An 18,175-nucleotide genomic window follows, 5' to 3' on the forward strand; every position below is an offset into this window, starting at 1 on the left:
TCTCACCGCTCCGCGGCGCCGTACGGCTCCCGCAGGCCCTGCCGGATCTCCCTCAGGACCCTGCGGCTGAGTCCGTCGGCGCCGCGCGTCGTCTCCGGCAGCCGGTGACGCGGGGTGAGGCGCAGGGTGTGGGCGCAGGCGTGGTCCAGTCCGATCCCGTGCCCGGCGGAGACGAAGACCGGCCTGACGCCGGGCCGGGTGCGCAGCGCGCGGCCCACGGTCTCGGCCGGGGTGGATCTCCGGTCCAGCAGCGGCGAGGTGTCGCCCCGCCGCGGCCCCGGCTCGGTGTGGTCGAAGACGAAGGGTGACTTGGCGACCCCGAAGCACGGCAGCCCGGTCAGCACACCCAGGTGCACCGCCAGCCCGGCCCGCCGGGGGTGCGCGTAGCCGTAGCCGTCGCAGACCACCAGATCGGGTGGTGTGCCGAGCTTCTCCAGCGCGGCCAGCACCGGCGGCAGCTCGCGGAAGGCGAGCAGGCCGGGAATGTAGGGGAAGCTGCTACGGCCGGTGTGGACGGCCTCCTCCAGGACCTCCAGGCTCTCCGCGTCCAGCACCACGGCCGCCGCGACCAGCAGGTCGCTGCCCCCGTCGTAGGTGACGTCGACCCCGGCGATCCGGCGCGCCTGCCCCGGCGCCGGTCCCGGGCCCACCGGATCGGCCGCGGCCCGGATCCGCTCCTGCTCGGCCACCGCCTCCGCCTCGGTGGCCGGCCACCGGGGCGCGCCGGCCATGCCGACCGCGCCCGCCGCGCCGTCAGTCACGGCGGATCAGCAGCAGGGCCCGGTCGTCGTTGACGTCGCGGGCGACGGCCTCGATCAGATGCCAGGCCGCCCCCTCGAAGCCGGCGACGACATAGCGGTCGGCCTCCCCCGTCAGCCGGTCGATGCCCTCGCTCAGCTCCCTCTCGGCGGTCTCCACCAGACCGTCGGTGAAGAGCATCAGAACGTCACCGGGGCGCAGGCTGCCCTTGACCGGGTCGAACCGGGCGCCGTCGTAGACGCCCAGGAGCGGCCCCTCCCCGTTCTTCTCCTCCCAGCGGCCGCTGCCCGCGTTGAGCTGGAGGGCCGGCACGTGACCCGCGGAGAACAGCTCGTAGTCGCCGCTGTCGAGGTCGAGGACGAGGTGGACGGAGGTCGCGAAGCCCTCCTGCCAGTCCTGGCGCAGCAGGTAGTCGTTGGCGGCCGGGAGAAAGGCGTGCGGGGGCAGGGAGCCCAGCAGCCCGCCGAAGGCGCCGGACAGCAGCAGCGCGCGGGAGCCCGCGTCCATGCCCTTGCCGGAGACGTCGGTGAGGACGGCCTCCAGGGTGCGGCGGTCGGGTCCGGTGAGGGTGGCGACGACGAAGTCGCCGGAGAAGGACTGCCCGCCCGCCGGGCGCAGCGCCATCTCCCGGTGCCAGCCCGCGGGCAGCTTCGGCAGCTTGCTCTGGACGCGGATGCGTTCGCGCAGGTCGAACAGCATGGTGTTGCCGCGCCGCCAGGGGACGCCGACCCGGCTGCGGAACTGGGCGATCAGCAGCCCGGAGAGCCCGACCGCGCCCACCACCAGGACCGTCCCCGGTGTGACGCGGCCGGGCCCGGCCGTGTACGGGCCGAGCACGGTGGCCTCCACGACCAGGGCGCCGGCCGCGGCGGCGTACAGGACCAGCAGGCTGGCCGGACGCAGCAGCAGGCCGCCCGCGATGACCGGCAGCACCAGGGCCTCGGGCGCGAACCACAGCGGCTCGGCGGCGGTGGCGTAGGCGAGGGCGGGGACGGTGGCGAGCAGGGCGGCGAAGGCGATCCAGTCGGACCCCTCGCCGCGGAAGTAGTCGACGGCGGAGCGGCGCAGGACGGTGCGGGCCCGGTGGACGGCCTTGCGGGCCTGGTACAACCGGGGCGCGGGAGGGGTCTTGCCCGTGCGACCTGCCATGTCAGGGACCTTATCCACCCGTTCGGGGGTCCGTCGATTCCCGACATGGGGTGACCTGAAACGGTGTTCGATAATCAGTCGCCCCGCTCCCGCCTCCTTGATAGGGATGGGCGCATGACGAGTACGGATCTGCGGACGCTGCGCCCCGAGGAGTGGGACGACTGGTACGGGAAGCTCGAACTCGCCTTCGGGGAGTCCGAGCCGCCCGAGGCCCGGGCGCTGTGGCGGGAGCTGACGGAGTTCGAACGGGCGGTCGCCGCCCGGGACGGGGAGGAGATCGTCGGTACGGCCGGCACGCTCTCCTTCCGCATGTCGGTGCCCGGTGGGGCGATCGTGCCCACCGGTGGGCTGACGATGGTCAGCGTGGCCGCCACGCACCGGCGGCGCGGCATCCTGACCGCCATGATGCGGCGGCAGTTGGACGGCGTACGGGCGGCCGGGGAGCCGCTGGCGGTGCTGACCGCCTCGGAGCCGGCGATCTACGGCCGCTTCGGGTACGGCGTCGCCGCCCGTCATGTGCGCGCGCGGATCGACACGGCCCGGGTGCGCCTGGAGGTGCCGCCGGGTGCGGACGGGGTCCGGCTGCGGAACGCCGATCCGGTGGCGGCGCTGGAGGAGTGCGAGGCGCTGTACGCCCACCGGGTGCCTTCCCGGCCCGGCATGCTGGAGCGGCGTCCGGGCTGGGAGCGGCAGGGGGTGCTGGATCCCGAGGCCTGGCGGGAGGGCGCGTCGGCGCTGCGCTGTGTGCTGGCCGAGGCGGACGGCGGACTGCGCGGGTACGCCCGGTACTCCGTCAAGCCCCAGTGGGACGCGTCCGGACCGAACGGCACGGTGGTGGTGCACGATCTGGAGGCGCTGGATCCGGCGGCGTACGCGGCGCTGTGGCGCTTCCTGTCCGGGATCGACCTGACCTCGGCGGTGGAGGCGAGGTCCCGTCCGGTGGACGATCCGCTGTTCCATCTGGTCAGCGACGTCCGGCGGTGCGGGCTCGTTCTGCGCGATCTGCTGCACCTGCGTCCGGTGGAGGTGGGCGCGGCGCTGGCGGCCCGCCGCTACGCGGCGCCGGTGGACGTGGTGCTGGAGGTGGAGGACGCCTTCTGCCCCTGGAACACGGGACGGTGGCGGCTGACCGGCGACGCCTCGGGCGCCTCCTGCGAGCGCACCGGCGACGCGGCCGAACTCTCCCTGAGGGCGAGGGAGTTGGGTGAGATATACCTGGGCGGTACGTCCCTGTCCGCGCTGGCGGGCGCCGGACGGGTGCGGGAGCTGCGCCCCGGGGCGCTGGCCGGGGCCGCCACCGCGTTCTCCTGGCCCGTCGCTCCGTGGCTGCCGCACGGCTTCTGACGGCCCGGGCCCCGGAGCGGCCCGGGCGACCGGCGGGCCCGGCGGCGGGTCAGGGTTTCTGGCAGCCGGGGCACCAGAACAGGTTGCGGGCGGCGAGCGGGGCGGTGCGGACCTCCTCGCCGCAGATGTGGCAGGGCATCCCGGCCCGGCGGTAGACGTACACCTCGCCGCCGTGGTCGTCCACGCGTGGCGGGCGGCCCATGGCCTCGGGGGTGTGCTCGGGGCGTACGGTGTCGATGCGGTTGTTCCGCACGCCCTCGCGCATCAGCCCGGCCAGGTCCGCCCAGACCGCCTCCCATTCGGCGCGGGTGAGGTCCCTGCCCGCCCGGAAGGGGTCGATGTTGTGCCGGAAGAGGACCTCGGCGCGGTAGACGTTGCCGACGCCCGCGACGATCTTCTGGTCCATCAGCAGGGCGGCGACCGTGGTGCGGCTGCGGGAGATCCGGGCCCAGGCCCGCTCGGGGTCGGCGTCGGGGCGCAGCGGGTCGGGGCCCAGGCGGCCGGTGACCGCGTCCTTCTCCGCCGCGGTGAGCAGTTCGCAGGTGTTGGGGCCGCGCAGGTCGGCGTAGGCCAAGGGCGTCTCCGCCGCGGCCAGGCGCAGGCGTATCTGCCCGACGGGGGCGGGGGGCGCTCCCTCGCCGAGGGCGAAGGAGCCGTACAGGCCCAGGTGGATGTGGACCCACTCGCCGTCGGCCTCCCCCGGGGTGTGGGTGAAGCCGAGGAAGAGGTGCTTGCCGTGGGCGTCGGCGCCGCTCATCGTCCGGCCGTCGACGAGGGCGGCTCCGGCCTCGAAGCGGCCCTGGGGACTGGAGGCGTGCACGGGCCGGCCGCCGAACCTGTCATCGAGGTCGGCGGCCAGCCGGTGGATGGTGTGGCCTTCCGGCACGGGTGCGGTTCAGTCCTGCTGGGGGTGGTGGGCGGGGACGGGCGGGAGGTTCCCGGTCCGCTCGTACGACGAGAGCATGTCGATGCGGCGGATGTGCCGTTCGTCGCCGGAGAACGGGGTGTCGAGGAAGGCCCGCACGAAGGAGACCGCCTCCTCGGTGGTGTGCATCCGGGCGCCGACGCTGATCACGTTGGCGTCGTTGTGCTCACGGCCCAGCCTGGCGGTCTCCACACTCCACGCCAGCGCGGCCCGCACACCCTTGACCTTGTTGGCGGCGATGGCCTCGCCGTTGCCCGAGCCGCCGATGACGATACCCAGGGAGTCCTCGTCGTCGGCCGTCTGCTCCGCGGCGCGCAGGCAGAAGGGCGGGTAGTCGTCGGCCGCGTCGTAGATGTGGGGGCCGCAGTCGACGGGCTCGTGCCCGGCCTCCTTCAGCCACTGGACGAGGTGGTTCTTCAGTTCGTAGCCGGCATGGTCGGAGCCGAGGTACACGCGCATGGGACGGGAGTCTATTCGGGGCCGGGTCAGGACTTGCGCCCGACCAGCTTCCAGGCCGTGGGAAGGGCCCCCATGGCCAGGGCCGCCTTGAGCGCGTCGCCGATCAGGAAGGGCACCAGACCGGCGGCGACGGCCTGGCCGACGGACATGCCCGTGGCCAGCGCCAGGTAGGGGACGCCGACGGCGTAGATGATCGCGGTGCCCACGGCCATGGTCCCGGCGGTACGCAGTGCGCCGCGGTCGCCGCCGCGGCGGGCCAGGGCGCCGACGGCGACGGCGGCCAGCAGCATGCCGATGATGTAGCCGAAGGAGGGCATCGAGGCGCCGGAGGCGCCCTCGGCGAACCACGGCATCCCGGCCACGCCCGCGGCGGCGTACAGGCCCATGGAGGCCAGGGCGCGGCGGGGCCCCAGGCCGGCGCCGAGCAGCAGGGCGGCGAAGGTCTGGCCGGTGACGGGGACGGGCGAGCCGGGCACGGGGACCGCGAGCTGCGCGGCCACCCCGGTGAGCGCGGCGCCGCCGAGGACCAGCGCCACGTCACGCAGGCGGGCGCGGGCGGCGGTGGAGGCGGGCAGGACGTCGGCGAGGACGGCGCCCGGGCGGACGGTGGCTGTGGTGGTGGCAGAGGTGCTCATCACGGCTCCGGTCTCGTGAGGACTTCGGGGGACGCCCCGACGTTAACCGACGTTAGCCCCGGCGCCCCCGTGAGATTGGCGACAAAGAAGGGCAGGTCCAGCTTGTGGGAGACGGCTGGAGGGGAGCTGGAGGGCGGCCGTGCGCCCTGGCCGGCGCCGCTTTCCCCCGGCCCCGGCGGGGCACCCGCGAGGGCACGGCCGGCGCGCGCCGCCGGTGTGAACGCGGAGCGGCCAAGATGTCCGGATAGCGGACAGAGGGGCGGGGGGCGTTGCCGCCGACCGGGTCGGACGCCCACACTTACCGAGGCGGAACCAACTGTTCCGCTTCCCCCCGACCCCCTGGACGGCACCTTCCCCATGTCCGGCACGCCCGATGTGAAGACCACCGCCTCCCCCCGTCCGAAGGCGGACGGCACCGAGCACTCCGCCCTCTCCCACGGCCTCAAGCAGCGCCATCTGTCGATGATCGCCCTCGGCGGCGTGATCGGCGCCGGCCTCTTCGTCGGCTCCGGTGCGGGCATCGCCGCCGCGGGCCCGTCCATCGTTCTGGCCTACGCCGCCTCCGGGCTGCTGGTGATGCTGGTGATGCGGATGCTCGGCGAGATGTCCGCCGCCCACCCCGCCTCCGGCTCCTTCTCCGTGCACGCCGAGCGCGCGATCGGCCCGTGGGCGGGCTTCACCGCCGGCTGGATCTTCTGGGTGCTGCTGTGCGTGGCCGTCGCCGTGGAGGCGCTGGGCGCGGCGACGATCATGACGGGCTGGCTGCCGGGCACCCCGCAGTGGCTGTGGGTGGCCGTCTTCATGGCGGCGTTCACCGGCAGCAACCTGCTGGCCGTGCGGAACTTCGGCGAGTACGAGTTCTGGTTCGCCGCGCTGAAGGTCGCCGCGATCGTCCTGTTCATCGTCCTGGGTCTCGTGGCCGTCCTGGGCCTGCTGCCCTCCACCCCCTCCCCCGGCCTGGCCAACCTCACCGGTCAGGGCGGCTTCCTGCCCAACGGCGCGGAGGGTCTGGTCGTCGGCCTGCTGGCCTCGGTCTTCGCCTACGGCGGACTGGAGACGGTGACCATCGCCGCGGCCGAGTCGAAGGACCCGGTGCGGGGTGTGGCCAGGGCCGTGCGCACGGCGATGTGGCGCATCGCCGTCTTCTACGTCGGCTCGATCGCGGTGATCGTCACACTGATCCCCTGGGACGACGACTCGGTGCTCTCCGGCCCGTACGCCGCCGTGCTGGACCACATCGGCGTCCCGGCCGCCGCCGAGGTCATGAACGTGGTGGTGCTGGTCGCCCTGCTGTCGGCCATGAACGCCAACATCTACGGCGCCTCGCGGATGGCGTACTCCCTGGTCGCCCGGGGCGAGGGCCCGGCCTTCCTGGGGCGGGTCGACGGCGGGGTGCCGCGCCGGACGGTGTTCGCCTCGGCCGCCTTCGGGTTCTTCGCCGTGCTGCTGAGCTTCTGGTGGCCCGAGACCGTCTTCGCCTGGCTGCTGAACATGGTGGGCGCCGCCGTGCTGGTGGTGTGGGGCTTCATCGCCGTCTCCCAGCTCATCACCCGCCGCAGGCTGGAGCGTCAGGCGCCGGAGCGGCTGGTGGTGCGGATGTGGCTGTTCCCCGCGCTGACCTGGCTGTCCCTGGCGGGAGTGGCCGCGGTGCTGCTGCTGATGCTGCGCGAGGGCGACACCCGCACCCAGCTCGCCTTCACCGCCGGGCTCACCCTGGCCCTGTCCGCGGCCGGGCTGGTGCGGCAGCGGCGGGCCGCCGCGAGGGCGGGCGCCGGGGCGGCGCGCGGACGGTAGCCGCCGCGCCTCCGCGCACCCCGGCGCACGCTGTTGCCCGCCCGTTGTTGTTGCACATAATGTGCAACAACAACGGGCGGGGGTCCCGCGCACCGTACGGCCTCCCCGTCGCGCGGGGCCCCGCCGCTCCCGTACCGCCCGCCGCCCGCGCGGTCGTCTTCTCAGCCTTCGCGCGGCACGGACGACGGGTGGTACGGGAGGTTCCCGTCCGTGGACGGGAACAGGGCGCGGGGAAGGGTGCGGGAACGAGGGCTCAGTCGAACCTCGGGTCCTCCGTGCGGGTCCGCTTCAACTCGAAGAAGCCGGGAGTGGAGGCGACCATCAGCGTGCCGTCCCACAGCCGGGCGGCGGCCTCGCCCTTGGGCGCCGGGGTGACGACCGGGCCGAAGAAGGCGGTCCGCTTCCCGTCCGCACCCGGTACGGCGATCACCGGGGTGCCGACCTCCTGGCCGACCAGGCCGATGCCCTCCTCGTGCGAGGCGCGCAGCCGCTCGTCGTGGACGTCCGTGTCGGCCGCGTCCGCCAGTTCCCCGGGAAGGCCGGCCTCCTTCAGCGCGTCCACGATCGTGGCGCGCTCGTTGGGCAGGCCCCGGTTGTGGAAGCGGGTGCCCATGGCGGTGTAGAGCGGGCCGAGCACCTCGGGGCCGTGCTTCTGCTCGGCGGCGATGAGCACGCGCACCGGGCCCCAGCCGGCCTGGATCAGATCGACGTACTGTCGCGGCAGCTCGTCCAGCCGGTTCTCGTTGAGCACCGACAGGCTCATCACGTGCCAGCGCACCTCGACCGGGCGGACCTTCTCCACCTCCAGCATCCAGCGGGAGGTCATCCAGGCCCACGGGCAGATGGGGTCGAACCAGAAGTCGGCCGGGGTCCTGCTCGCGGTCTCGGACGTCTTGGGCATGCGGATCTCCTCGTCGTACGGATCGTGCGGGTCCTCTCCCCGCCGGCGCGCACGGACGGCGGCCGTCGCGCGGACGGCCGCCGGGGTGCCCTGACGGGAACGCCCCGAGGCCGCGCGTTGATTCCCGCGCGGCCGTCCGACCGACCGGTCGACCGGCTGCGCGCAGGCCGGGGGCCGCATGAAATCCTGGCCCTTCGTTGTCGAGACGCGAGACGAGGGAGTCACGCCGTGCCCGGTGAGAATCTGACCCGTGACGAGGCCCGGGAGCGCGCCCGGCTGCTGACCGTGGACGGGTACGACGTCGCGCTCGACCTGCGCTCGGCGGTCGGGCCCCATCCCGGGGACGGCCCGCGCACCTTCCGCTCCACCACCACCATCCGCTTCCGCTGCGCCGAGCCGGGGGCTTCGACCTTCGCCGACCTGCTGGCCCCGGCGGTCGCCTCGGTGACGCTCAACGGCCGCGAGCTGAACGTGGACGAGGTCTTCGACGGCACGCGCGTCGCGCTGGACTCCCTGGAGGCCGAGAACACCCTGACCGTGGACGCCTGGTGCGCGTACAGCCGCACCGGCGAGGGGATGCACCACTTCCTCGACCCCGAGGACGGGGAGACCTACCTCTACACCCAGTACGAACCGGCCGACGCCCGCCGGGTGTTCGCGAACTTCGAGCAGCCCGACCTCAAGGCGCCCTTCGCCTTCACCGTCACCGCCCCCGCGCGGTGGACGGTGCTGAGCAACGGCGCGCGCACCGGCGAGCCGGAGCCCGTCGGGGACGACGCGGCCCTCTGGCGCTTCGAGCCGACCAGGCCCATCTCGACGTACATCACCACCGTCGTGGCCGGCCCCTACCACCACGTCACCGATGTCTACCGGCGCGAGCTGCCCGGCGGCGGCGAGCTGGTGATCCCGCTGGGCGCGCTGTGCCGCAGGGGGCTGGCCCGCCACTTCGACGCCGACGAGATCTTCACCGTCACCAAGCAGGGCCTGGACTTCTTCCACGACCACTTCGACTACCCGTACCCGTTCGGCAAGTACGACCAGGCGTTCGTGCCCGAGTACAACCTCGGCGCGATGGAGAACCCCGGCTGTGTGACCTTCCGCGAGGAGTTCGTCTTCCGCGGCAAGGTGACCGACGCCTCCTACGAGGGACGGGCCAACGTCATCCTGCACGAGATGGCGCACATGTGGTTCGGCGACCTGGTCACCATGGAGTGGTGGGACGACCTGTGGCTCAAGGAGTCCTTCGCCGACTTCATGGGCTCCTTCTCGATGGTGGAGGCCACCCGCTTCACCGACGGCTGGATCACCTTCGCCAACCGCCGCAAGTCCTGGGCGTACCGCGCCGACCAGCTGCCCTCCACCCACCCGATCACCGCCGACATCCGTGATCTGGAGGACGCCAAGCTCAACTTCGACGGCATCACCTACGCCAAGGGCGCCTCCGTCCTCAAGCAGCTGGTGGCGTACGTGGGGCGCGACGCCTTCCTGGAGGGCGCGCGGCGGTACTTCAAGCGCCACGAGTGGGGCAACACGCGGCTGGAGCACCTGCTGTCGGTGCTGGAGGAGACCTCCGGGCGCGACATGGGCGGGTGGGCGCGGGCCTGGCTGCAGACCGCCGGGGTCAACTCCCTGACTCCGCAGGCCACTTACGACTCCGCGGGCCGGATCACCGAGCTGGCGGTCGTCCAGGAGGCGGCCGACGACCACCCGGTGCTGCGCCCGCACCGGGTCGCGGTCGGCCTGTACCGGCGGCAGACGGCGGGGGGCGCGCTGGAGCGCTACGCCCGCGCGGAGGTGGACGTCACCGGCGTGCGGACGGTCGTGGAGGAGCTGGCGGGTGCCGAGCGCCCCGAGCTGATCCTCGTCAACGACGACGATCTGACGTACTGCAAGGTCCGCTTCGACGAGGCGTCCCTGGACACCCTCCGCTCCCATCTGGGCTCGGTCACCGACAACCTGGCCCGCGCGCTGTGCTGGTCGGCCCTGTGGAACCTCACGCGCGACGCGCTGATGCCCGCCCGCGACTTCCTCGATCTGGTGCTGCGCTTCGGCGGCCGGGAGACCGACATCGGCGTGGTGCAGATGCTGCACGCCTGGGCGCGCACCGCCCTGGTGCACTACGTCGCGCCCGAGTGGCGCGGGGAGGGCGCCCGGCTGCTCGCCCAGGGCGCGCTGCGGCATCTGCGGCAGGCCGAGCCGGGCGGTGACCACCAGCTCGCGTGGGCGCGGTTCTTCGCCGCCGTCGCGCACGACGAGCACGACCTGCGGGTGCTGGACGGGCTGCTGGAGGGCACGGGCCGGATCGACGGGCTGGAGGTCGACCAGGAACTGCGCTGGACCTTCCTGGAGACGCTGGCCTCCCAGGGCCTGGCCGACGAGGGGCGGCTGGCGGCCGAGCTGGTCCGCGACGACACCGCCTCCGGCAAGCGGCACCAGGTGCGCTGCCTGGCCGCGCGGCCGTCGGCCGAGGTCAAGGCGCGGGCGTGGACGGACGTGGTGGACTCCGACCGCCTGTCCAACGCGCTGGTGGAGGCGACCATCTCGGGCTTCGACCAGCCGGGGCAGCGGGAGTTGCTGGCGCCGTACGCGTCGCGGTACTTCGAGGTGATCGAGCGGGTGTGGGCCGAGCGCTCCATCGAGATCGGCATGTCGGTCGTGCGCGGCCTGTTCCCCGCGCTCCAGGACGGCCCGGCCGTGCTGGAGCGGACGGACGCCTGGCTGGCCGCGCACGAGGGGGCCGCTCCCGCGCTGCGGCGCCTGGTGCTGGAGGCCCGCGACGACACCGCGCGGGCGCTGCGGGCGCAGCGCCGCGACGCGGCCGCTCACGCGGCGGGGAGCTGATCGGCGCTCGAACGCCCGTACTTTAGGACGGGATTGTCCGCGTTCGTCGACGGGTGCGTAACAGAGGTTGGGGGGCGGAACGCGGGTGGGAATCGCGGGGACATGAGCCATGAGACCCCCGTGTCCCCCCGCCCCGCCCGCCGTCTGTCGCACGTACACCGCCGGGTGGTGACGGCCCGCACACTGCGCGAGAGCGGTGTGTCGGCCGCCGCCGCCGGCGAGCGCTGCCGGCCGGGCGGCCCCTGGCGGATGCCGCTGCCCGGCGTGTACCTGCTGCACCCCGGGCCGCCGACCGGCGAGGAGCGGCTGCACGCGGTGCTGCTGTACGCGGCGGGGCCGGACCGCGTGCCGGGGCGGGTCCCGGCCGGACCCGGTGACCGCGCCGGAGACCACGCCGGAGGCCGCGGGGCCGTCCGTACCGCCTTCCGCGGGGCACGGGCTGTGATCACCGGGCCGGCCGCGCTCGCCCTGCACGGCTTCTCCTCCACGCCCCCGCTGTCCGCCCTGGAGCACATCGACGTGCTGGTGCCGCACACCCGGCGGCTGCGTCCGGCCGGGTGCGCCCGCGTGGTGCGCACCCGCCACCTTCCCGTGCCGGAGGAGATCACCGGCCTGCCCGTGGCCCCGGTGCCCCGGGCGCTGGCCGACACCGCCGCCCGGACCGGTGACGCGGTGATGGTGCGCCGGATGCTGACCGAGGCGGTGCGCGGCGGCCACTGCGAGGCGCGGGCCGTGCTCCGCGAGCTGGACCGGGCCCGGCTGCTGGGGCGCCCGCAGCTGGCGGACGCCGTGGACGCGCTGATGGCCGAGAGCCGGTCGGTGGCCGAGAGCCTGCTGTACGGCCTGGTACGCGCCCACGGCCTGCCCGAACCCTGCTGGAACGTCGACCTCCGGCTGCCCGGCGGCCCCCACCTCGGCGGGGTGGACGCCTACTGGCCGGGGCAGGCCGTGGCCGTCGAGATCGACCTCCGCGACGCCACGGACGCGCGGGCCGCCACGGACGCGCGGGGCGGCGCCCGTCCTCCGGCGTACGCCCGCAAACGCGAGCGGCTGCGGGGGCAGGGCGTCACGGTCGTCCACGTCACCGCGGCCGCGCTCCGCGACCGCCCCGCGCGGCAGGCCGCCGTGGTCCGCACCGCCCTGATGACCGCGCCGGAACGCGGGCCGCTCCCGTACGTGGAGGTCCTGCCGCGCTGAACCCCGGGCTCGGGCTCCGGGCTCGGGCTCGGGCTCGGGGAAACGCCTGCGGGCCGCACCCCAGCGGGGGTGCGGCCCGCGAACCGCGGGGCGGTGGTGTCAGACGGCCGCCGCCGCGTCCGCCGCCTGCGCCTTCAGCGCCCGCTCGATCCCCGCGCGCGACTCCGTCACCAGGCGGCGCAGGGCCGCGCCGGGCCCGGCCGACTCCAGCCAGGCGTCCGTGGCCCGCAGCGTCTCCTCGGAGACCTGGAGGGCCGGGTAGAGGCCGACCGCGATCTGCTGGGCCATCTCGTGGCTGCGCGACTCCCACACGTCCTTGAGCACCTCGAAGTACTTCGCGGTGTACGGGGCGAGCAGCTCGCGCTGGTCGGTCTGGACGAAGCCGCCGATGACCGACTCCTGCATGGCGTTGGGCAGCTTGTCGGACTCCACGACCGAGGCCCACGCCTCGGCCTTGGCCTCCCGCGTCGGCCGGGCCGCCCGCGCCGCCGCCGCGTGCCGCTCGCCGGCCGAGGTACGGTCGCGCTCCAGCTCGGCCTCGATCGCGGCCTCGTCCGCGCGCCCGGTGGCCGCGAGGCGGTGGAGCAGGGCCCAGCGCAGCTCGGTGTCCACCGTCAGGCCCTCGATCTCCTCGCTGCCGTCCAGCAGTCCGGCGACCAGGCCGAGCTGCTCGTCGGTACGGGCGGTGGCGGCCAGCGCCCGCGCCCAGGCGAGCTGGTGGTCGCTGCCGGGCCCGGCCGTGCGCAGCCGCTCCAGCGCCGCCTCGGACCAGCGCAGCAGCCCGGTCTCGCGCCAGCTCGGGGCGGCGTACAGGTCCAGGGCCAGCTTGACCTGCCGCTGGAGGGACTGGACGACGCCGATGTCGGACTCCTTGCCGATGCCGGAGAGCACCAGCTCCAGGTAGTCGCGGGCGGCCATCTCGCCGTCGCGGGTCATGTCCCAGGCCGAGGCCCAGCACAGGGCGCGCGGCAGCGACTCGGTGAAGTCGCCCAGGTGGCCGGTGACGGTGGCCAGGGACGCCTCGTCGAGCCGGACCTTGGCGTAGGACAGGTCATCGTCGTTGAGCAGGACCACCGCGGGGCGGCGGGTGCCGGCCAGCTCGGGCACCTCGGTGCGCTCGCCGTCCACGTCCAGCTCGATCCGGCCGGTGCGCACCAGCTTCCCGTCCTCCAGCTCGTAGGAGCCGACGGCGATGCGGTGCGGGCGCAGCAGCGGCTCGCCCTTGGCGCCCGCCGGCAGGGCCGGGGCCTCCTGGCGCACGGCGAAGGAGGTGATGACGCCGTCTTCGTCCACCTCGATCTCCGGGCGCAGGACGTTGATGCCGGCCGTCTCCAGCCACGCCTTCGACCAGGTCTTCAGATCCCGGCCGGAGGTCTCCTCCAGGGCGGTGAGCAGGTCGGTCAGGCGGGTGTTGCCCCAGGCGTGCCGCTTGAAGTACGTCTGCACGCCGCGGAAGAAGGCGTCCTGGCCGACGTAGGCCACCAGCTGCTTGAGGACGGAGGCGCCCTTGGCGTAGGTGATGCCGTCGAAGTTGACCAGGACGTCGTCCAGGTCGCGGATCTCGGCCATGATCGGGTGCGTGGAGGGGAGCTGGTCCTGGCGGTAGGCCCAGGTCTTCATGGAGTTGGCGAAGGTCGTCCACGCGTGCGGCCAGCGGCTGCCGGGGGCGGCGGCCTGGCAGGCGATGGAGGTGTAGGTGGCGAACGACTCGTTCAGCCACAGGTCGTTCCACCACTCCATGGTGACCAGGTCGCCGAACCACATGTGGGCCAGCTCGTGCAGGATCGTCTCGGCACGCACCTCGTAGGCGGCGTCAGTCACCTTGGAGCGGAAGACGTACTGGTCGCGGATGGTGACGGCGCCCGCGTTCTCCATCGCGCCCGCGTTGAACTCGGGGACGAAGAGCTGGTCGTACTTGGCGAAGGGGTAGGGGTGGTCGAACTTCTCCTCGAACCAGTCGAAGCCCTGGCGGGTGACCTCGAAGATCGCGTCCGCGTCCAGGTGCTCGGCCAGCGAGGGGCGGCAGTAGACACCCAGCGGGACGCTGCGGCCCTTCCCGTCCTCCCAGCTGCTGTGCACCGAGTGGTACGGGCCGGCGATCAGCGCGGTGATGTAGGAGGAGATGCGCGGGGTCGGCTCGAAGCGCCAGACGTTCCCGGCCTGCCCCCCGTCCTTCGGGGTGGGCGAGTTGGAGATCACCGTCCAGCCCTCGGGGGCGGTGACGGTGAAGGCGAAGGACGCCTTCAGGTCGGGCTGTTCGAAGCAGGCGAAGACCCGGCGGGCGTCGGGCACCTCGAACTGCGTGTAGAGGTACGCCTGGTCGTCGACGGGGTCGACGAAGCGGTGCAGGCCCTCGCCGGTGTTGGTGTATGCGCAGTCGGCGACGACGCGCAGTTCGTTGCGTCCGGCGACCAGGCCGGGCAGGGCGATGCGCGAGTCGGCGAAGGACTCGGCGGGGTCGAGGGACTCGCCGTTGAGGACGATCTCGTGCACGGCCGGGGCCACCAGGTCGATGAAGCTCTCCCGGGCCTCGCGCGCGTCGAACCTCACCGTGGTGGCCGAGCGGAAGGTTCCCCCCTCCTGCGCGCCGGAGAGGTCGAGCTCGATCTCGTACGAGTCCACCTCGAGCAGACGGGCCCGCTCCCGCGCCTCTTCGCGCGTGAGGTTCGTACCAGGCACCTGCGTCATCTCCTTCGTGCGTCCGGATTTCGGGTTTCCGGCCATCCTCGCACGCCCGCTCCGGGGAACGTGATGTCCTTTTCCCGCCGGTACCTGCGGCGATACGGAGCGACAGTGGGGGCATGACGACCCACGACACCTCCCTCGGCGCCCCTGCCCGGCCGCCCCGCCACACCCCTCTCCCCATACCCCCGCCCGTCCTGGAGCGACTGCGCACGGAAGACGACGCCGGACGCCCGGCGCTGCCGTTCGCCGACGGCGAGGGAGGCTCCCCGCTGCGCTGCTGCCTGCGGCTGTCCCGGCCCGGCGAGCGGATCGCCCTGGTGACGTACGCGCCGCTGCGGCGGTGGGCGGCCCGCACGGGGGCGGACCCGGGCGCGTACGACGAGCAGGGCCCGGTGTTCGTCCACGCCTCCGAGTGCGGCGGACCCGGCCCCCGGGAAGCGTGCGGCTACCCGTTCGCGCGGCCGGGGGTACGGCGGGTGCTGCGCCGCTACGACGCCCGCGGGCGCATCGCCGGAGGGCTGCTGGCCGAGGTGCCCGGGGATCCGGGGACGGACGTCACCGCCGTCCTCGACGCCGCGCTGGACGAGGCGTTCGCCGATCCGGAGACGGCGCTGGTCCATGTCCGGGCGGTGGAGTACGGCTGCTTCCAGTTCGAGGTGCGCGGGCCCGCGGAGGGACTTGGCCGAGAATCGTCAACCTCTGGTTGACGTTCCGATGTCGTCAACTTACGGTTGACGCATGGAGAATCCGACACCCCTCACGGGCACCGTCCGCCTCGACGACCTGATCGAGGGCATCAAGCAGACCGAGTCCGACGTCCTGCGGCAGCTCTCCACCGCGGTCCTCACCGCGGAGCACCTCGGCGAGGTGGCCGACCACCTGATCGGCCACTTCGTGGACCAGGCCCGGCGCTCGGGCGCCTCCTGGACCGACATCGGCCGGAGCATGGGCATCACCAAGCAGGCCGCCCAGAAGCGCTTCGTCCCCAAGGGCTCCGCACCGGACCTCGACCCCTCCCAGGGGTTCGGCCGCTTCACCCCACGCGCCCGGAACGCCGTGGTGGCGGCCCAGAACGAGGCCCGGGCGGCTGGCCACGCCGAGATCCGGCCCGGGCACCTGGGCCTGGGCCTGCTCGGCGAGCCGGACGGGCTCGCCGCGAAGGCCGTCACCGCACAGGGCGTGACGGCGGAGGCGGTCCGGGAGGCCCTCACCGCGGCGCTCCCGCCCGCGGCCGGCGAGGCGCCCGAGCTGATCCCGTTCGACGCGGGGGCGAAGAAGGCGCTGGAGCTCACCTTCCGCGAGGCGCTGCGGCTGGGCCACAACCACGTCGGCACCGAGCACGTCCTGCTGGCGCTGCTGGAGCTGGAGGACGGCGACGGCCCGCTGAGCGGCCTGGGCGTCACCAAGGCGGCCACCGAGGCGTACGCCGCCGAGGCGCTGGCCGCGTTCGCCGCCGCGCGGGGCGGCTCGCGGACGGAGGCGGCCCCGGAGGGGTGACCGGAGGGCCTGCGGTGGGGAGGCCGGGAGGTGAACTCCCGGCCTCCCCGGTTAACGCGCGGCCTGCGGGACATGGCGGACAGGGCTCCGGGTGATCGATGAGCCCTGTTCGGCGCCGTACGTTCGCACGCCGTTGGAACGCGGGTCACCGCGGCTGCCGACGATCCCGGTGGGTGGGGGAACGCCCCGCCCCAAGGCGCCGCGTTCGCATCCGGGGAGAGACGCCCATGTCCCGCAGCAGCCAGCCCGCCCGCCGCCCCACGTCCCACCGTGCCCTCGACCGCCGCACCCTGCTCACCGCCGCCGGAGCCGCCGCGATCGCCACCGGGACGGGGGTGGCCCTCGGCGGAGGCGGGGAGCCGGCCGACGCCGCCGCGCCCACCGCGGCACCGCCCGCACCGTCCGCCTCCCCCTCGTCCACCGCCCCGGCCGCCCCCTCCCCCGCCGGGACCACGCTGGAGAGCACCGCCGCGCCGCGCGGCCCGGGCGGTTACCGGCGGCTGGGCGAGGGGCGCGGCTGGGAGCGGGTCGTACGGGAGGACCTGGCCGCCGCGGGCGGGGCGCGCGAGGACCGGCGCACCACCCTGGCCTGTTTCGTCCAGCTCACCGACACCCATGTCACGGACGTGCAGCACCCGTTGCGCTTCGAGTACCTCCGCTCCGGGAAGCCGGGCGCCTGGCGCCCGCAGGAGGCGCTGTCGGTGCACGGGCTGGTCTCGATGGTCGAGCGGATCAACTCGCTGCGCGGCGGCCCGGCCACCGGCGCGCCGCTCGGCTTCGCGATCACCACCGGGGACAACACCGACAACAACTGCCGCGCCGAGACCGAGTGGTTCCTCACCGCGATGAGCGGCGGCCGCATCACACCCAACACCGGCGACCCGCTGCGCTACGAGGGCGTGCAGAACTCCGGACTGCCCCTGTACTGGCACCCGGAGGGCGGGGCGGAGGACACCGACCGGGCGCGGTACGGCTTCCCCCGCCTCGACGGCTTCCTCGGCGCCGCGATCCGGCGGCTCACCAGCCCCGGCCTGGCCATCCCCTGGTACTCCACCGTCGGCAACCACGACGACCTCCACGGCGGCCACTTCGCGGGCGGCGCGCACCTCGCCGACCTGTCCGTCGGGGAGCGGAAGCTGTACGAGCTGCCCGAGGCCGAGGCCGCCGCACTGTACAGATCCGTGCGCAAGGGCCGCGACACCCGGGGCACCGCGCTCAAGGAGCTGCTGCGCGCCCACGCCCGGCGGATGCGCACCGTCACCCCCGACCCCTCCCGCGCGCCCCTGACCACCCGGGAGTACGCCGCGGCGCATCTGGACCCGGCGTACACAGGCCCCGGCCCGGCCGGCCACGGCTACACCCGGGCCGCCCTGGAGGAGGGGCGGCTGTACTACTCCTTCCGCGTCGCCGACGGCGTGCTCGGCGTCAGCCTGGACACCACCAACCCGGACGGCGACTGGCACGGGCACCTGGGCGCGGCCCAACTGCGCTGGCTGGAACGCGAGCTGACCCGTCACAGCGACGACCTGGTGCTGGTCTTCAGCCACCACCCCAGCGGCTCCATGACCGTCGGCGGCGCGGAGCTGACCGCGCTGCTGGGGCGGCACGCCAACGTGACCGCCTGGATCAACGGGCACAGCCACCGCAACCGGATCGAGCCGCAGGGCCACTACTGGGAGATCACCACCGCCTCGCACGTGGACCATCCGCAGCTGGCCCGCGTCGTCGAGCTGACGGACAACGGCGACGGCACCCTGTCCCTGTTCACCACCTGCGTCGAGTCCGCGGCCCCTTACGCCGCCGACCCCGGCGACCTCTCCCCCGCCGGCCTGGCCTCGCTCTACCGCGAGCTGGCCTTCAACGCCCCGGGCCGCAGCACGGCTCGGGCGGGCAGGGCGGGCGACCGCAACACCGAACTGCTGCTGCGGCGGCGCTGAGGGGGCGGCGGGGCTCCGCCGGGGGCGGGGAGCGCGGCGGCCGTCGCGGAGG

14 protein-coding genes are annotated in these 18,175 nt (G+C 74.2%); 7 read left to right on the forward strand and 7 right to left on the reverse strand.

Going from position 1 to position 18,175, the window contains the following annotated elements; genetic code table 11:
- Window positions 1-2 precede the first annotated feature (2 nt).
- Complete coding sequence (locus ACW69E_RS00715) at window positions 3-731, reverse strand: endonuclease V (protein ID WP_457496393.1); 729 nt, start codon at window positions 729-731, stop codon at window positions 3-5.
- A gap of 22 nt (window positions 732-753) precedes the next feature.
- Window positions 754-1,908 carry a PP2C family protein-serine/threonine phosphatase gene (locus ACW69E_RS00720; protein WP_457496203.1) on the reverse strand — a complete coding sequence of 385 codons (1,155 nt, stop codon included), beginning with the start codon at window positions 1,906-1,908 and terminating at the stop codon, window positions 754-756.
- A gap of 114 nt (window positions 1,909-2,022) precedes the next feature.
- Between ACW69E_RS00720 and ACW69E_RS00725 the strand changes: the two genes are divergently transcribed.
- The gene (locus ACW69E_RS00725) at window positions 2,023-3,252 is read left to right on the forward strand and encodes a GNAT family N-acetyltransferase (protein ID WP_457496204.1); all 1,230 of its coding nucleotides are present in this window, start codon (window positions 2,023-2,025) and stop codon (window positions 3,250-3,252) included.
- A gap of 49 nt (window positions 3,253-3,301) precedes the next feature.
- Here the strand turns inward: ACW69E_RS00725 and ACW69E_RS00730 are convergent, their stop codons facing one another.
- The 3 genes from ACW69E_RS00730 to ACW69E_RS00740 are packed head-to-tail and all read right to left on the reverse strand — an operon-like array spanning window position 3,302 to window position 5,271.
- Window positions 3,302-4,138, reverse strand: coding sequence for an Fpg/Nei family DNA glycosylase (locus ACW69E_RS00730; protein WP_457496205.1), 837 nt, complete (start codon window positions 4,136-4,138; stop codon window positions 3,302-3,304).
- Window positions 4,139-4,147: 9 nt separating this feature from the next.
- On the reverse strand, window positions 4,148-4,636 hold the full coding sequence (locus ACW69E_RS00735; RefSeq protein ID WP_457496206.1) for a ribose-5-phosphate isomerase: 489 nt from the start codon (window positions 4,634-4,636) through the stop codon (window positions 4,148-4,150).
- A gap of 26 nt (window positions 4,637-4,662) precedes the next feature.
- Entirely contained in the window at window positions 4,663-5,271 is a 609-nt protein-coding gene (locus tag ACW69E_RS00740; protein WP_457496207.1) for a biotin transporter BioY, read from the reverse strand.
- Between the two features lie 357 nt (window positions 5,272-5,628).
- Between ACW69E_RS00740 and ACW69E_RS00745 the strand changes: the two genes are divergently transcribed.
- Window positions 5,629-7,065, forward strand: coding sequence for an amino acid permease (locus tag ACW69E_RS00745; RefSeq protein ID WP_457496208.1), 1,437 nt, complete (start codon window positions 5,629-5,631; stop codon window positions 7,063-7,065).
- Between the two features lie 253 nt (window positions 7,066-7,318).
- On the opposite strand, the gene ACW69E_RS00750 is transcribed toward ACW69E_RS00745, so the two are convergent.
- The gene (locus tag ACW69E_RS00750; protein WP_457496209.1) at window positions 7,319-7,966 is read right to left on the reverse strand and encodes a mycothiol-dependent nitroreductase Rv2466c family protein; all 648 of its coding nucleotides are present in this window, start codon (window positions 7,964-7,966) and stop codon (window positions 7,319-7,321) included.
- Between the two features lie 228 nt (window positions 7,967-8,194).
- On the opposite strand from ACW69E_RS00750, the gene pepN (ACW69E_RS00755) reads away from it, so the two are divergent.
- Complete coding sequence (gene pepN, locus ACW69E_RS00755) at window positions 8,195-10,807, forward strand: aminopeptidase N (RefSeq protein WP_457496210.1); 2,613 nt, start codon at window positions 8,195-8,197, stop codon at window positions 10,805-10,807.
- Between the two features lie 102 nt (window positions 10,808-10,909).
- Window positions 10,910-12,004, forward strand: coding sequence for a hypothetical protein (locus ACW69E_RS00760; RefSeq protein WP_457496211.1), 1,095 nt, complete (start codon window positions 10,910-10,912; stop codon window positions 12,002-12,004).
- Window positions 12,005-12,103: 99 nt separating this feature from the next.
- Here ACW69E_RS00760 and pepN (ACW69E_RS00765) read toward each other — a convergent pair whose 3' ends face one another.
- The gene (pepN, locus tag ACW69E_RS00765; RefSeq protein ID WP_457496212.1) at window positions 12,104-14,683 is read right to left on the reverse strand and encodes an aminopeptidase N; all 2,580 of its coding nucleotides are present in this window, start codon (window positions 14,681-14,683) and stop codon (window positions 12,104-12,106) included.
- A gap of 122 nt (window positions 14,684-14,805) precedes the next feature.
- Between pepN (ACW69E_RS00765) and ACW69E_RS00770 the strand changes: the two genes are divergently transcribed.
- The 3 genes from ACW69E_RS00770 to ACW69E_RS00780 all read left to right on the forward strand — a co-directional run bounded on the left by ACW69E_RS00770 (window position 14,806) and on the right by ACW69E_RS00780 (window position 18,123).
- Entirely contained in the window at window positions 14,806-15,396 is a 591-nt protein-coding gene (locus ACW69E_RS00770) for a DUF1203 domain-containing protein (protein ID WP_457496213.1), read from the forward strand.
- 31 nt (window positions 15,397-15,427) lie between these two features.
- Complete coding sequence (locus ACW69E_RS00775) at window positions 15,428-16,186, forward strand: Clp protease N-terminal domain-containing protein (protein WP_457496214.1); 759 nt, start codon at window positions 15,428-15,430, stop codon at window positions 16,184-16,186.
- 227 nt (window positions 16,187-16,413) lie between these two features.
- Entirely contained in the window at window positions 16,414-18,123 is a 1,710-nt protein-coding gene (locus ACW69E_RS00780) for a TIGR03767 family metallophosphoesterase (RefSeq protein WP_457496215.1), read from the forward strand.
- Window positions 18,124-18,175: the final 52 nt, after the last annotated feature.

It is taken from the genome of Streptomyces sp. SS8 (genome assembly GCF_054072955.1).